At 71.2% G+C, this 14,261-nt stretch carries 12 protein-coding genes; 7 read left to right on the forward strand and 5 right to left on the reverse strand.

Annotation, left to right across the window (positions count from 1 at the left end):
• Positions 1 to 47: 47 nt before the first annotated feature.
• Genes BCAV_RS20050 through BCAV_RS20070 form a run of 5 tightly spaced genes read left to right on the forward strand, consistent with a single transcriptional unit; the run spans position 48 to position 6,145 of the window.
• Entirely contained in the window at positions 48 to 1,355 is a 1,308-nt protein-coding gene (locus BCAV_RS20050) for an ABC transporter substrate-binding protein (protein WP_015884460.1), read from the forward strand.
• Positions 1,345 to 2,253 carry a carbohydrate ABC transporter permease gene (locus BCAV_RS20055; protein WP_015884461.1) on the forward strand — a complete coding sequence of 303 codons (909 nt, stop codon included), beginning with the start codon at positions 1,345 to 1,347 and terminating at the stop codon, positions 2,251 to 2,253. The genes BCAV_RS20050 and BCAV_RS20055 overlap by 11 nt, the downstream gene beginning before the upstream one ends.
• A complete protein-coding gene (locus BCAV_RS20060; protein WP_015884462.1) occupies positions 2,250 to 3,110 on the forward strand; it encodes a carbohydrate ABC transporter permease in 861 nt (286 codons plus the stop codon). The genes BCAV_RS20055 and BCAV_RS20060 overlap by 4 nt, the downstream gene beginning before the upstream one ends.
• Entirely contained in the window at positions 3,107 to 4,543 is a 1,437-nt protein-coding gene (locus BCAV_RS20065; RefSeq protein WP_015884463.1) for a sulfatase, read from the forward strand. Before BCAV_RS20060 ends, BCAV_RS20065 begins: the two co-directional genes overlap by 4 nt.
• Positions 4,544 to 4,555: 12 nt before the next feature.
• A complete protein-coding gene (locus tag BCAV_RS20070; protein ID WP_043347618.1) occupies positions 4,556 to 6,145 on the forward strand; it encodes an alkaline phosphatase D family protein in 1,590 nt (529 codons plus the stop codon).
• A gap of 39 nt (positions 6,146 to 6,184) precedes the next feature.
• Here BCAV_RS20070 and BCAV_RS20075 read toward each other — a convergent pair whose 3' ends face one another.
• From BCAV_RS20075 to BCAV_RS20095, 5 genes are read right to left on the reverse strand one after another with little or no spacing between them, the layout of a single operon-like run.
• Complete coding sequence (locus BCAV_RS20075; RefSeq protein WP_050761772.1) at positions 6,185 to 7,450, reverse strand: glycoside hydrolase family 76 protein; 1,266 nt, start codon at positions 7,448 to 7,450, stop codon at positions 6,185 to 6,187.
• Complete coding sequence (locus tag BCAV_RS20080; protein ID WP_015884466.1) at positions 7,447 to 8,715, reverse strand: ABC transporter substrate-binding protein; 1,269 nt, start codon at positions 8,713 to 8,715, stop codon at positions 7,447 to 7,449. Before BCAV_RS20080 ends, BCAV_RS20075 begins: the two co-directional genes overlap by 4 nt.
• On the reverse strand, positions 8,699 to 9,673 hold the full coding sequence (locus BCAV_RS20085) for a carbohydrate ABC transporter permease (protein WP_015884467.1): 975 nt from the start codon (positions 9,671 to 9,673) through the stop codon (positions 8,699 to 8,701). Before BCAV_RS20085 ends, BCAV_RS20080 begins: the two co-directional genes overlap by 17 nt.
• The gene (locus BCAV_RS20090; protein ID WP_015884468.1) at positions 9,670 to 10,623 is read right to left on the reverse strand and encodes a carbohydrate ABC transporter permease; all 954 of its coding nucleotides are present in this window, start codon (positions 10,621 to 10,623) and stop codon (positions 9,670 to 9,672) included. Before BCAV_RS20090 ends, BCAV_RS20085 begins: the two co-directional genes overlap by 4 nt.
• A gap of 35 nt (positions 10,624 to 10,658) precedes the next feature.
• Positions 10,659 to 12,005 (reverse strand): glycoside hydrolase family 125 protein, encoded by a 1,347-nt coding sequence (locus BCAV_RS20095; protein ID WP_015884469.1) that lies wholly within the window; start codon positions 12,003 to 12,005, stop codon positions 10,659 to 10,661.
• Between the two features lie 514 nt (positions 12,006 to 12,519).
• Here BCAV_RS20095 and BCAV_RS20100 point away from each other — a divergent pair.
• Together BCAV_RS20100 and BCAV_RS20105 are read left to right on the forward strand one after the other, a co-directional pair.
• Entirely contained in the window at positions 12,520 to 13,731 is a 1,212-nt protein-coding gene (locus tag BCAV_RS20100) for a DUF3592 domain-containing protein (protein WP_015884470.1), read from the forward strand.
• A 51-nt stretch (positions 13,732 to 13,782) separates the two neighbouring features.
• The gene (locus tag BCAV_RS20105) at positions 13,783 to 14,235 is read left to right on the forward strand and encodes a GNAT family N-acetyltransferase (protein ID WP_015884471.1); all 453 of its coding nucleotides are present in this window, start codon (positions 13,783 to 13,785) and stop codon (positions 14,233 to 14,235) included.
• The last annotated feature ends 26 nt before the right edge of the window (positions 14,236 to 14,261 follow it).

A 14,261-nucleotide genomic window follows, 5' to 3' on the forward strand; every position in this document is an offset into this window, starting at 1 on the left:
CTTACTAAATCCGTAGACACGGCCGACGACGTCTGTGAGGACCACCCATGAGCCGATCCATCTCGGGGACACCGCTCGCCCGGCGGACCGTCCTCGGCGCCGGCGCCGCATCCGCCGCGGCATTCCTCGCGGCCTGCAGCAGTGGCGGCAACGGCGGGAGTAGCTCCGGGAACGGCGAGGGCGGCGAGCTGAAGCTGCTGCTCATCGGCGGCAGCCCCGAGCTCGACACGTTCGTCAACGAGACCCTGCTGCCCGAGTTCGCCGATTCGAGCGGCTACACGGTCACCCTCGAGAAGGTGGACTGGGGCTCCGCGTTCCAGCAGGTCACCACGGCCGCCGGTACCGGAACGCTGGCGGACGTGCTCCTCATCGGCGGCATCTGGACGGCGCCGCTCGCGGACCGGGGCGCCCTCCTCGCGCTCGACGACCACGTGGCGTCCTGGGGCGACCTCGACAGCTTCTACCCCGGGATGATCGAGGACGGCGCGTTCGACGGCTCGCAGTATGCCCTCCCGCTCTACTCCGACACGCGCACCACGCTCTACCGCGCCGACCTCCTCGAGCAGGCGGGCGCCGACCCGAGCTCCCTGCCGAGGACCTGGGAGGAGTTCCGTTCCCTCGCGGAGCAGATCCAGGCCGCCCGAGTCGAGGGCGTCACTGCCGCCGTCGACTGGGGCCAGGACCAGAGCATCGGCCTGCAGCAGACGTTCGCCCAGCTCCTGCTGCAGGCGGGCGGCACCTACTACGACGAGTCGGGAAAGGCGCAGTTCTCCTCCGAACCCGGGGTCCTGGCGCTCGAGTACCTGACGGGGTTCTACCGGGACGGCCTCGCCGACGTGAACATGCAGGACCAGGGCACCGGACCGCGCGCGCTCGTCGCGGGCCAGGCGGCGATGACGTACACCGGCACCTTCACGGTCCGCAACGCCGTCGACAACGCGCCTGAGATCGTCGAGCAGCTCGTGGCGGGGCCACCGCTCATCGGACCGAGCGGTTCGCCGGTGACGAGCGCCTGGATCAACAAGCTGGGCATCGCTGCGTCGACCGACGACCCCGACGGCTCCTGGCAGCTCGTCGAGCACATGCTGTCCCGCGCGAACGTGGAACAGCTCGACGCGCTCTTCGGCGGGCTCCCCGCTCGCAGCGACCTCACAGACGCCGAGTACCTCACGGACACGCCGCCGGGGTTCATCGAGGCCGCGGAGCACATCGTGCCGCAGCCGGCGCACCCGAACATGCTCCAGATCGCACCAGAGATCAACACCGCCATGCAGGACGCGATCCGCAACCCCGACGACGTCGAACGCGTGCTCGCCGACCTGGACGCCACGATCGACGAGATCAATGGCGTCTGAGGTCCACTCCTCGAGCACACTCGACCTCCGGCGTCGCCGTGCCGCGATCGCCCTCGCGGCACCAGGGTTCGGCCTCATCTGGCTGACGATCCTCGTCCCCCTCGCGGTGGCCGTCGGCCTGAGCCTCACGCGCTACGACCTCATCAATCCGCCCCAGTTCGTCGGCCTGGACAACTACCGGAGCGTCCTCGCCGACGACGTGTTCTGGACCGCCGTCGGAAACACCGTCGAGTTCGCCCTCGGCCAGGTCGGCATCGGCATCGTCGTCGCGATGTTCGTGGCTGTGCTCTTCAACCGGGCGTTGCACGGCGGGCCACTGATGCGCACGCTGGTGTACCTCCCGCAGGGGGCGTCCTACGTCGTCGTCGCCCTCGTGTGGACACTGCTCTTCGACCCGGTCGCGGGGCCGTTCAGCCAGCTGAGCGAGGCCGTGCGGGGCGAGCCGATCCACTTCCTCACCGACATCGACCTCGCGATGCCGTCGATCATCGCGATGAGCCTGTGGCGCAACCTCGGGTACTTCATGATCATCCTGCTCGCGGCGCTCCAGGCCGTCCCTCGGGAGCTGCTCGAGGCGGCGGAGGTCGACGGCGCGGGTCCCGTCCGGCGTTTCGCCCACGTGACGCTCCCCCAGATCCGTTCCGCGACGGTGTTCGTCCTCATCACCTGGTTCCTCGGTGCGCTCCAGATGTTCACGCAGGCCTACGTGATGACGGGCGGCGGACCCGTGAACGCGACCCGCACGATCGTGTACCTGATGTACCAGGAGGCCTTCAGCGGCCTCGCCTTCGGCAAGGCCTCGGCGATCGCCGTGCTGCTCTTCGGCACCGTCGCGGTCGTCGCCGGGGCTGCCCGCCTCGTCGGCTACCGCCAGGCGAGCGCGCGGAGGTCCGCATGAGCCGGCGACGGTCACGGGAGACCCCCCGGTGGTACTGGTACCTCATCGGCCTGGCACTGACGGCCGCGTACGTGCTGCCGATGGCGTACGTCCTCCTCGCCGCCGTGACGCCCACCGGCCAGGCCATCGGGAAGGTGCCCGACGGCCTCGCGTGGTCGAACTTCGTCGACGCCTTCGCGCAGCAGGAGTTCGGCCGGTTCGCGATCAACAGCATCGTCGTCGCCGTGGTCTCGACGGTGGTCCAGGTCGCGCTCGCGATGACCGCCGGGTACGCGCTCGCGAAGCTCCCCGTGCCCGGCGCCCGGAGCCACCTGGTCCTGCTCATCGCGCTGCTCGTCGTGCCGCCGGAGATCATCATGGTGCCGCTGTTCGTGCTCGCGGCACGCCTGCCGCTCGTCGGGGGCAACGACATCCTCGGGCAGGGCGGTCAGGGCCTGGTCGACTCGCTCCCCGGCCTCGTAATCCCCCACCTCATCAGCGCCCTGGCGATCTTCCTCATGCGCCAGTTCTACAAGGACCTCCCTGACGAGCTAGCCGACGCCGCACGCGTCGACGGCGCAGGAGAGCTCGCGATCTTCTGGCGGATCTACACGCCGCTGGTGCTGCCCGCCGTCGCGGTCGTCGCGATCTTCGCCCTGCAGAGCGCCTGGAACGACTTCCTCTGGCCTCTCGTGATGACGCGCTCGGTGGAGCAGCGCACGCTCCAGCTCGGGCTGACCTCGTTCTTCCAGGAGCACTCGACCCAGTGGAACTACCTGATGGCGGTGGTCCTCGTGATCAGCATCCCGGTGGTCGCGCTCTTCCTCTGGGCGCAGCGGTGGTTCCGCGGTGACGTCATGTCCGGAGCCGTGAAATGACGGCGTCGAACGAGCAGGTGCGCGTACCCGAGCCGGACCGCCCCAACATCGTGCTGGTGGTCGTGGACGACCTGGGGTGGCGGGACCTCGGCTGCTTCGGCTCGACGTTCTACGAGACGCCGCACATCGACGCGCTGGCCGCGAGCGGTACGCGGTTCACCCACTCCTACGCGGCGGCTCCCGTCTGCTCGCCCACGCGCGCGAGTCTCCTCACCGGGAAGTACCCGGCCCGCGTCGGCGTGACGAACTGGATCGGCGGGCACGCCATCGGAGCGCTCAGGGACGTCCCGTACTTCCACGGGCTCCCCCAGGACGAGTACGCACTGGCACGAGCTCTCAGGGCGGGTGGCTACCGCACCTGGCACGTCGGCAAGTGGCATCTCGGCGGCGGCCGCCACCTGCCGGAGCACCACGGGTTCGACCTCAACGTCGGCGGCTCGGCGAGCGGCTCCCCGGTCAGCTACTACGCGCCCTACGGTATCGGCGCGCTCGAGGACGCACCCGACGGCGAGTTCCTCACGGACCGCCTGACGGACGTGGCCGTCGACCTCGTGCGGAGCAGCGACGACGCCCCGTTCCTCCTCAACCTGTGGCACTACGCGGTGCACACGCCGATCGAGGCGCCCGCGCACCTCGTCGAGAAGTACCGGCACAAGGCCGAGACCCTCGGCCTGCCCACCCACGGGCCTGACGCCGTCGAGGCGGGCGAGCACATGCCCGCCCGGCACCTGCGGTCCGAACGGGTGCGCCGTCGTCGCATCCAGTCGGACCCCACGTACGCGGCGATGCTGGAGACGCTCGACGGCGCCGTCGGCCGCCTCGTGACCGCACTCCGGGACGTCGGGAAGCTCGACGACACACTGATCGTCTTCACGTCGGACAACGGCGGCCTCTCCACGGCTGAGGGCTCACCCACGTGCAACGCGCCCCTCAGCGAGGGCAAGGGCTGGATGGCCGACGGCGGAACCCGCGTACCGACGATCGTCTCCTGGCCCGGCCGGGTCCCCGCCGGCGCACGGTCCGACCTGCCCTTCACGTCACCGGACTTCTACCCGACGCTGCTTGCTGCTGCCGGGCTCACCCAGCTACCCGAGCAGCACGTCGACGGCGTGAACCTGTGGCCGGCGTGGCAGGGCGCACCACTGGACCGCGGCCCGATCTTCTGGCACTACCCGCACTACTCGAACCAGGGCGGCGCACCGTCGGCAGCCGTCCGGGACGGCCGCTGGAAGCTCGTGCGCCACTTCGGGATCGAGCACGACGAGCTGTTCGACGTCGTCGCCGACGTGTCGGAAAGCCACGACGTCAGCGGCCGGCGCCGCGACGTCGTCGCCCGGCTGTCGGTGACGCTCGACTCCTGGCTCGCCGACGTCGGTGCGCTGATCCCGCGTCGTACGACGCCGCCGCCCGACACGTTCGACAGACCGCAGTAGTACGGATCGACGATGAACCGGAGGCCCACCGTGCCAGCACCGACGTCCACCCTCGCCCGCCGTTCCTTCCTGACGATCGCCGGGGTCGCCTCGAGCGGCGCCGTCGTCGCCGCCGCGGCGCCCGCCGTCGCCGCTCCCGCCGGGCCCGTGCCGCGTGACCCGCTCTTCACGCTCGGGGTCGCCTCCGGCGACCCGCACCCGGACGGCGTCGTGCTCTGGACCCGGCTCGCCCCCGACCCGCTCGCGACCGACGGCCGCGGAGGCATGCCCGACCGCGTCGTCCCCGTCACGTGGGAGGTGGCCGAGGACGAGCGGTTCCGCCGGATCGTGCGCCGGGGGGTCGAGCACGCCAGCGCCGCGTGGGCTCACAGCGTCCACGCCGAGGTGCACGGACTGAGACCGGACCACACGTACTGGTACCGGTTCCGCGCCAACGGCCAGGCGAGCCCCGCGGGCCGGACACGGACAGCTCCCGCGCCCGGGGCGCGCCTGCGCGAGCTCAGGTTCGCGTTCGCGAGCTGCCAGAACTACTCGGTCGGCTTCTTCACGGCGCTGCGACACCTGGCCCACGAGGACGTCGACTTCCTCGTGCACCTCGGTGACTACATCTACGAGGGGGACGCGGCAGGCGACATCGGCCGCGCCCACCTCCCGGCGGTGGAGCTCTACTCGCTGACCGACTACCGCCTCCGGTACTCCCAGTACAAGCTCGACGCCGACCTTCAGGCGGCCCACCACGCCCACCCGTGGATCGTCGCGCCCGACGACCACGACCTGGAGAACAACTGGGCGGGCGACCACTCGGAGCCGGACGACGAACCGGACCAGGACCCGGCAGTCTTCCGGCAGCGGCGCGCCGCCGCGTACCAGGCGTACTGGGAGAACCTTCCGCTTCGCCGCTCCTCCATGCCCCGAGGTCCGGAGATGCAGGTCTTCCGGCGGCTCGTGTTCGGCGACATGCTGCAGCTCGACGTGCTCGACACCCGGCGCTTCCGGGATCCGCAGGTCACGGATCAGGCCGACCGGTGGAACCCCGAGCGCCAGATCCTCGGTCCGGAGCAGGAGGCGTGGCTGCTGGCCGGTCTCGGGGCTGCCACAGCGCGCTGGAAGGTGCTGGGCAGCCAGGTCTTCATGTTCGACGCCGACACGGTCACGGGTCCGGGCGAGCGGTACGGCACCGATCCGTGGCCCGGGTACGCCGCCGCCCGCCAGCGTCTGTTCGACGGTCTGGCAGAGCGCGACGTCGACAACTTCGTCGTGCTCTCCGGCGACGCACACCGGAGCGCGGCGGCGGACCTCAAGCTCAGCTTCGCGGACGAGGGCTCGCCGACAGTCGGCACGGAGTTCCTCGGCACGTCGTTGACGTCGGGCAAGGACGGATCCGACATGGACGGCACCGGCACCGTGTGGCTGGCGGAGAATCCTCACCTGCGCTTCCACAATGCGCAGCGGGGATACCAGGTGTGCCGGCTCGGGAGGGACGAGATGCACACGGAGTACCGCATCGTCCCCTACGTCACGAGCCCGGGCGCCCCGATCACGACGCGAGCGACGGTGTTCGTCGAGTCGGGGCGCCCCGGCGTCGCGCACGTCAGCGACTGACCGCGTCGGCGTCGGCGTCGGCGTCGGCGTCGGGCAAGATCACGCCTCGAGGAGCGCACGCACCTCCAGCGCCATCACGGCGCTGAGCTGCGTGGAGTAGCCGACCGTCGGCGGCGCGGGCCGGGTCCAGTCGTCCCCGGCCCGGAGGAGCTCGCCGGGAGCCCCGGCCGAGGCGGCGGCCGCAGAGATCCTCTCGCCGTTGCGCAAACTTCCTCTCGCGGTGGCACCAACTTCCTCTCGCGAAGGAGTGGGGGCCGGGATCCGGGCATGCGCCCAGAGCGCGTCTGTGCTGGAGCGCACGAACGCCGCCACCCCCGGCACGTCCCGCTCGGCCAGCAGCTGCGCCGCGTACCGGTACCAGATCCCCTTGAAGAGCCCGACGTCGCCGCCGTCGGCCTCCGGCACGTCGTCCGGCGCGAGGTTGCCCTCGCGGCGGAAGACGCCGTCGGTCGCGAGCTCGCGGATCGACGTCAGCGCCGTGCGCTCCGCCTTGTCGAGCCACGCAGCCGCTCGTCGGTCGCGGTCCTCCTGCGCTCGTTCCTCACTGCCGGCGCCTCGCCGTGCCGCCCGGGCGAGCTCCACGCACGCCCCGATGTACAGCCCCTGGTTGTACGTGAAGCGCCAGTGGGTGTCGACGACGTCGCCGCCCTCCCGCCCGAGCCCGTCCTCCACGAACCCGTCGTCACCCACGAGGTGCGCCTCGAGCCAGTCCATCGACCGCTGCGCCCACGTCAGGTACGTCGCGTCACCCGTGACGCGGGCGAGCCTGGCCCCGAGGATGATGAACGGCCCGTTGGCCGGCGTGTTCTTGTAGTCCGGCTGCTGCGTGCGCCAGCTCACCGACTCCCCGTGCACGTCGGTCCAGCCGTGCTCCAGCACGTGGTCCCACAGCGCGACGACGTCGCGCATGACGCCGTCGTGCCCGCCGCCCGCCGCTCCGGGCGGCGTCGCCTCCGCCACCCGGAGCAGCGCGAGCGCGTACCAGAGCATGTCGTCGAAGTAGTCGTTGAACAGGCTGTCGCCGTTGCGCGTCCGGATGTTCGACGCCGTATCCCGGGCGGCGTCGAGCCACGCGCCGTCGCCGGTGCGCAGGTACGCGTCCACCTGCACGTCGATCACGTGAGCCAGCCACCAGTAGTTGAAGACCCGTTCGTCCTCGGCGGCGCTCGTCGGGTGCGTGTTGTGCAGCAGCTGGGGCCAGGGCGCCCACCACAGCTCGGACAGGCTCAGCTGCGCCACGTCCGCACGCCCCGGCCACTCCCCAGGTGCCACCCGCCGAAAGGTGAGCGCCGCCGTCGTCGTCATCGATTGGCCTCCAGGATCCGGTCGCCTTGCTCTCGCGCCTGCGCGAGCGCCGCCTCGCCCGAGAGGGTCCCGGACATCACCTGCTGCAGGGCGGGGATGAGCGCGAGACCCTCGACGTCGGAGTAGCCGGGCACGGGTGGGCGGATCCGTGCCACGGAGATGGTCTCCACGAGCGGCGCGAAGCGTTCGTCGGCCACGAAGTAGGGATCGTTCGCGGCCTCGACGTTGGCCGGGATCCAGCCGCTGATCTCGCTGAACGCCACGTTGTTCGCCGACTCCCCCGCCCACCACTTCATGAGCTCCCACGCACCCTCGGGGTCCGGCGCGCCGGTCGGGATGATGAGCCCGAAGCCGCCGAGACCGGCGCCCTGGTCGCCGCGAGGCCCGGCCACGGCCGGCACGATCCCGTACTCGAGACCCTCGACAGCGTCCCAGGTGGGGAGCTGCCACGGCCCGTCGTACTTGATCGAGACGATCCCCTGCGCGAAGGCGTCGATCCCGTCGGAGAACCCGAGCTCGTACACCTGACGCTCGTGGAGCAGCTCGTCCCAGAAGCTCAGGACGTCCAGCCCCTCCGGCGCGTCGAACGCCGTGCGCGTGAACGAGGCGTCCAGCATCTCGCCGCCCGCCTGGTACATGTACATGCTGAACAGCCCGACGTCCTGGATCTCGAACCCGGCCCGCTTCAGCGCGCCGCCCTCCCGGGTCGTCAGCGCCTCAGCGGCGTCGGCCAGCTCGTCCCACGTGGTCGGTGGCGCGATGCCCGCCTCGTCGAGGTGCGCGCGGTTGTAGAAGATCGAGCGAGCGTCCACGAGCAGCGGCAGGCCGAACGTCTCGCCCTCGACCTGCATCTCGCGCATCGACTCCGGGAAGAACGCGTTGAGGTCGAACCCGTCGCGCTCCGCCCACGCGTCGATCGACTGCAGCGCACCCCGCCGGGCGTACTTCGCCGTCTGCCAACGGTCCCAGAGCACGAGGTCGGGGATGTTCCCGCCAGCGATGCCCGTGAGGAGCTTCTGCTCCATCGCGCCCTGCGGGACGTACCGGAACTCGTAGTCGCCCTGCGAGGCGTTGAACGCGTCGAGCTGCGTCTGGATCTGCCCCGCCTGATCGCCGGCCCAGCCGCCCCACATGGTGAGGATGCGCGCTCCGGAGGCCGCGAACTGCGGCTGGTTGGGCGCCCCGCACGCGGCGAGGAGACCGGCGCCGGCTCCCCCGGCGGCGAGCGCACCGAGGACCGTCCTTCGACTAACGCGCGTTGACATGTGCCACTCCCTCGATGATGTAGCGCTGGGCGAACACGAACAGCAGCAGGACCGGGAGGCTGGCGATCACGGTGCCGGCCATGAGGGGCCCGTAGTCGGTCGCGTAGTCGGTCATGAACGACGCCAGGCCCACCTGCACCGTCCACATCTCCTGGACGTTCAGCACGATCAGCGGCCACATGAAGTTGTTCCAGCCCGCCTGGAAGGTGAGGATGCCGAGGACGGCGGCTCCGGCCTTCGCCAGCGGCAGGTACACCTGGGCGAAGATCCGGAACTCCGAGGCGCCGTCGATACGCGCGGCCTCGCCGAGCTCGTCGGGGATCGTCGAGAAGAACTGCCGCATGAAGAAGACGGCGAAGGCGCCTGCCGCGCCGGGCAGGATGATCGCCCAGTAGGTGTTGAGGAAGCCGACGCCGCCCTGGCCGAGGATGTTGTTGCCGCCCGCCAGCGGGAACGCCCGCAGCACGAGGAACGACGGCACCATCGTCACGATCCCGGGGATCATGAGCGAGGAGAGCAGGGTCGCGAAGAGCGCCTTCTTCCCGCGGAACTTCAGCTTCGCGAACGCGTACCCGGCGAGCGAGCCGAAGAACAGGTTCGCGATCACGCCCGCCACCGCGAGCACGAGCGAGTTCACGAAGTACCTGCCGAACGGGACCTCCGTGACGGCGCGCTGATAGTTCTCGAGCGTGACGACGCGCGGGATGAGCTCCAGAGCGCCGGAGAGGATGTCGCCCGCCGGCTTCAGGGACGTGATGAGCGTCCACAGCAGCGGGAAGACCGTGAGGACCGACACGACGACGACGGCGACCCACCACACGAGTGCGCGGACCCGGCTGCTCGGCGTGCGCCGTCGGGCATTCATGGGCAGAGGCGGCGAGGAGGCGGCACCGCCGGCCGCCCGCGCACGCGACGTCGTCGTGACGAGCGGGTTGCTGGGAGCGGGTTGCGCGCTCATGTGTTGTCCCTTCCCGTGATCCGCACGTTGATGAGCGCGAAGACCGCGATGATCGCGAACAGCACGAACGAGATGGCCGACGCGTAGCCCATCTCGAGGTTCCCGAAGCCCTGCGTGTAGATGTAGTAGACGAGCGTGATGGTCGAGTTGCCCGGGCCACCCTTGGTGAGGACGTAGGCCTGGTCGAAGACCTGGAACGCGCCGATGACGAGCAGGGTCGAGACGAGGAACGTCGTCCGCGACAGGCTCGGCATCGTGATGAAGCGGAACTGCTGCCACCCGGACGCGCCGTCCGTGCGCGCCGACTCGTACAGCTGCGGCGGGATCCCCTGCAGGCCGCCCAGGTAGATCATCATGTTGGTGCCGAAACCGGCCCACACGCTCATGAGCACGATCGCCGGCATCGCCCACGCGGAGTCGTACAGCCACGCCGGGCCGTCGATCCCGAACCACCCGAGCGCCACGTTGAGCATCCCGAACTGCGGGTTGAGCAGCCAGTACCAGATGGTCGCGGTCGCGACCGTCGAGGAGACGACCGGGATGTAGAACAGCGTGCGGAAGAGCCCTGCCACGCGCACGTTCCGGTTGAGGAGCAGCGCCGTCGAGATGGCCACGATCAGCCCCAGCGGGACGAACATCAGCGTGTACCAGGCCGTGTTCCGCAGCGCGATGAAGAAGTACGGGTCGAGGAAGAGCTTCGTGTAGTTGTCGATCCCGACCCAGCCCGTGTCGCCGATGATCGAGTAGTTGCTGAAGCTCAGCACGAGCGCCATCCCGGCCGGGATCAGCACGAAGATCGCGAACAGGAGCATGGGCAGGGCGACGAAGAGCCACGCCCACCGTTCCTGGATCCGCCACTGGCGCGACGGCCGTCGTCGGGTGCGCCCGCCCGCGCGCGGCGGATCCGCCGCCCGCGCGCCCGGACGCACCACCGCTGTCGTCGTCGTCATGATCGATCGCCTCCTTTGCCGATCGCACCTGGCCTCTATGCCAGGTGCGGGACTTTCCCTGCGTCCGACCTGACCCGGCCGGGCACCGCGTAGCCGACGACGTCGAGCACCAGCTCGCAGAACATCGAGTCGGCCCACGAGAACCACTCGCGGGTGAAGCGTGCGGGGTCGTCCACGTCGTACGACTCGCACATGCGACCCCGCGCGCCGTTCACCTCGCGCAGCATCGTGAGGATGCGGCGCTTCTCGCCGTCGTCGCCGCTCGTGAGGCCCTCGACGGCAGCCGCGATCGGCCACACCCAGCGGGGCGGCGTGTGCGGGCTGCCGACGCCCTCGCCGGTCGTCCCGCGAGCGAACGTCGGGTTCGCGTCGCTCAGCACGAACGCGCGCGTGGCGCGGTAGACCTCGTCCTCCGGGTCGACGGCGCCCGTGAGCGGCAGCGAGAGCAGGCTGGGCATGTTCGAGTCGTCCATGAGCAGGTGGTTCCCGAGGCCGTCCACCTCGTACGCCCAGATCCGTCCGTGCGCCGCGTGCTCGACGACGCCGTGGCGGCGCGTGGCCGCGTCCAGCTCGTCCGCGAGCTGCTCCGCGTCGCGCGCGAGGGTCGGGTCAGCGAGCGGTCCGCTGGCGAGCTCCGCGAGGTCACGCAGGGAGGCGACCGCGAACAGGTTGCCCGGCACGTTGTAGTGGTAGGCGCACGCGTCGTCGCTCGGGCGGAACGCGCTCCACGTCATGCCGGTGACGCCGACCGGGGACCCCTGCCCGCCGCGGGTCAGCGTGTCGCTCGGCGGGCAGTCGGTGCGCTCGAACCGGTAGGTGGAGAGCTCGTCGTGGCGCTGCTCGGTGGTCAGGGTCTCGACGACGGCGCGGCCCGCGGCGCGGAACGCCTCGTCGAGGTGGTCGGTGCGGCCGGTCGCGCTCCACAGCTGGTGGGCGAGCTGGAGCGGGAACGCGAGGGAGTCGACCTCGTACTTGCGCTCCCACGTCCATGGGGTCATGGCCGTGGCGTCCGCCTGGTGGCCGGCGCCCGTGGGGCCGTCGTTGAACGCGTTCGCGTACGGGTCGCGCAGGATCTGGCGGGACTGGCGACGCACGAGCGCGGCGACGACGTCGCCCAGTCCCGGGTCGACGCCCAGCAGCGCGAGGTACGGCCGCATCTGCGCCGCGGAGTCGCGGAGCCACATCGCGGGGATGTCGCCGGTGAGGACGAACGCGGTGGGCGGTTCGGTGGTGTCTCCACTCTCGAGGACGACGGCGTCGCTCAGCGTGCGTCGCATGGCCTCCGCGAACATCGTGGCCGTCTCGGCGTCGAGCGCCTCCGTGACCTGTGCGGTCACCTCATCCAGGACGTCGCCGTCCATCGTCGCCGCGATCCGGCCCATCGTGGTGCACTCCCAGCCCTTTGGGTATATCGAATAGGCGGGAACGTAGCACACGACGTGACGCGCGCGACAGCCTTTCGGCCGGGCCGCGCCGGGCACCTGGCGCGGGGCTCACGTGGGTACGCCCGGGCACTCGGGCAACGACCGTCCAGGAGGCGATGGGTCGCGTCCCGAGCCCTCAGACCGCGACTCGTCGCCTGGTCGCGGCCCCACGCGCGACTCACGACCTGGTCGCGGCGCCCCGACTCGTGCCGCCGCCCGCCGCGAACGTGCGATCTGGGCACCCATAGGGCCGTCTCGCGCCCCTCATGGCGCGTTCGGGTCGGGGCTGCACCGACGTCTCACGCGAGCGCGGGCCAGGGCGCGCGGGGCGCCGAGCGGCTCCGGCCCTGACCCCGGGACGCACGTCAAGACATCGTCACGTCGAGCCCTGGATCCGCCGCGGTGTGATCGGTCGTACTTTGCGCTATCTTGACTCTATCCAGGGCATCACCATGGCGAGAGGCGGTGGCACATGACCGACCACGACCCGCGCAGCGCGACGCCCCCTCAGCGCGACTGGCTGCCCCGGTACGCGCCCGCGCCGCCCGCATCAGCGTCACCGCTTCCCGGGACGCGGCCGCCCACGCCGGAGGAGCTCGCGCAGAGCCTCGGCGTCACGCTGCCGCCCGCACCACCGCCACCCCCTCCCCCACCACCGGGGCCGTCGCCGTCGTCCATCGCGCAGCCCGGCTACCCGCCGCCGCCCCCACCGCCCGGACACCCGCCGTCGGCGACCTCCGGCCTGCCCGTGCACCCGGCGGGGGCGACGCCGGACGCCACGGGCGAGCACTCCGACGTCGCAGCGATCCCACGGGAGAAGCTCCCCGCGTTCTCGACCTCGGCCACGGGTGACGCCGTCGTCGTCGACCCGCACGAGGCCCCCGACGACGAGACGGTGCCGGTCGGCCTGTGGGCGGGCATCGTCGTCGTGCTCGGGGTGCCCGCCGTCACGATGGCCGTGCTGCGCTTCATGCCCGAAGGGTCGGACGGCGCAGCCACGCATTGGACGCCCCCGTGGTGGGCGATCGTGATCCTGGTGGTCCTGGTCATGGCGACGGGCCTCGTCGCCGCGTCGATGCACAGCGACCTCGCGGAGCGCTACGGCCAACGGCGGGTCGCCTCACGCATCACCGAGGTCCCCGTGTTCCTGGCCGTCGCCGTGGGGTGCCTCACCGCCGTCGCGATCATGGCGCCGCCGTGGCCGCCGGGTCTCGGCACGGGCGACGGCGCGTCGACGTTCGACGTCGTGAGCTCGATCATCCCCGTGGTCTTCTCTGTCGCCGCCCTCGTCTGGGCCTTCGTCTCGTTGGCCCTCGCGCGCGCCGGCCTGAGGGCCGTCCGGGCCGAGCAGGAACGGATGCGGGAGCTGCGTGCCGCCGGGCGCGCCGCGCCAGGGACCATCACGGAGCGCTCGTTCCTGAGGAAGTGGTCGGACTCGCGCCCGCAGTTCAGCGTGAGGATCGCGTACTCGACTCCGGCCGGACCGCGGCAGCTCGCGGCGCACATGATCGCGAGCACGTCGCACCTGCCGACGGTGGGCAGCCCCGTCGTCGTCACCTACCGACCGTGGGACCACCCGGCAGCCGCCCGGGCGCTCATCGAGCTCGACCCGCGCCGTACCGCACTGTTCGACGAGCACACCCACCCGTACATCCAGCCGAGCGCGGATGGCGGCGGCTCGTGAGCACGGGACGCGGCACCGGGGCGGACGAGCCGCGACTGGCATGCTGACCCGGTGACCGACGCGACGTTCCTCGATCTGGACCCCCACGACCCACGTCTGGCGGACCTGGTCCTGCCCGTGCTGGTCCAGCTCCGCCCGCACCTCACGGCGGCGTCCCTGGCCGCCGTGTACGCGGAGGCTCATCCGGGCGGCCTGCGGCTGACGGCGCTCGTCGGCGCGGACGGCGAGTGCCTCGCCGTCGCCGGCTGGCGCGAGACCGTCAACACCGCGATGGGTCGTCACGTGTACGTCGAGGACCTCGTGACGGCGTCCGAACGCCGGTCCCGCGGCGCCGGCGCCACGCTGCTCGCCGAGATCGAGCGGCGGGCACGGGCGGTCGGCTGCCGGTTCGTCGACCTCGACTCCGGCACGCACCGCACCGACGCCCACCGCTTCTACCACCGCGAGGGCTACACGGTGAGCTCGTTCCACTTCCGCAAGGACCTCGGGCCGACGACGGTCTAGCACGCCTCCGACCCGGCCAGGCCGCG

Origin of the sequence: Beutenbergia cavernae DSM 12333 (assembly GCF_000023105.1) — a bacterium.
In the GTDB taxonomy this organism is placed as follows: Bacteria; Actinomycetota; Actinomycetes; order Actinomycetales; family Beutenbergiaceae; genus Beutenbergia; species Beutenbergia cavernae.

Coding starts and splice junctions, on each gene's coding strand:
- BCAV_RS20050 (WP_015884460.1), top strand. CDS start 48: ATGAGCCGATCCATCTCGGGGACACCGCTCGCCCGGCGGACCGTCCTC.
- BCAV_RS20055 (WP_015884461.1), top strand. CDS start 1,345: ATGGCGTCTGAGGTCCACTCCTCGAGCACACTCGACCTCCGGCGTCGC.
- BCAV_RS20060 (WP_015884462.1), top strand. CDS start 2,250: ATGAGCCGGCGACGGTCACGGGAGACCCCCCGGTGGTACTGGTACCTC.
- BCAV_RS20065 (WP_015884463.1), top strand. CDS start 3,107: ATGACGGCGTCGAACGAGCAGGTGCGCGTACCCGAGCCGGACCGCCCC.
- BCAV_RS20070 (WP_043347618.1), top strand. CDS start 4,556: ATGAACCGGAGGCCCACCGTGCCAGCACCGACGTCCACCCTCGCCCGC.
- BCAV_RS20075 (WP_050761772.1), bottom strand. CDS start 7,450: ATGACGACGACGGCGGCGCTCACCTTTCGGCGGGTGGCACCTGGGGAG.
- BCAV_RS20080 (WP_015884466.1), bottom strand. CDS start 8,715: ATGTCAACGCGCGTTAGTCGAAGGACGGTCCTCGGTGCGCTCGCCGCC.
- BCAV_RS20085 (WP_015884467.1), bottom strand. CDS start 9,673: ATGAGCGCGCAACCCGCTCCCAGCAACCCGCTCGTCACGACGACGTCG.
- BCAV_RS20090 (WP_015884468.1), bottom strand. CDS start 10,623: ATGACGACGACGACAGCGGTGGTGCGTCCGGGCGCGCGGGCGGCGGAT.
- BCAV_RS20095 (WP_015884469.1), bottom strand. CDS start 12,005: ATGGGCCGGATCGCGGCGACGATGGACGGCGACGTCCTGGATGAGGTG.
- BCAV_RS20100 (WP_015884470.1), top strand. CDS start 12,520: ATGACCGACCACGACCCGCGCAGCGCGACGCCCCCTCAGCGCGACTGG.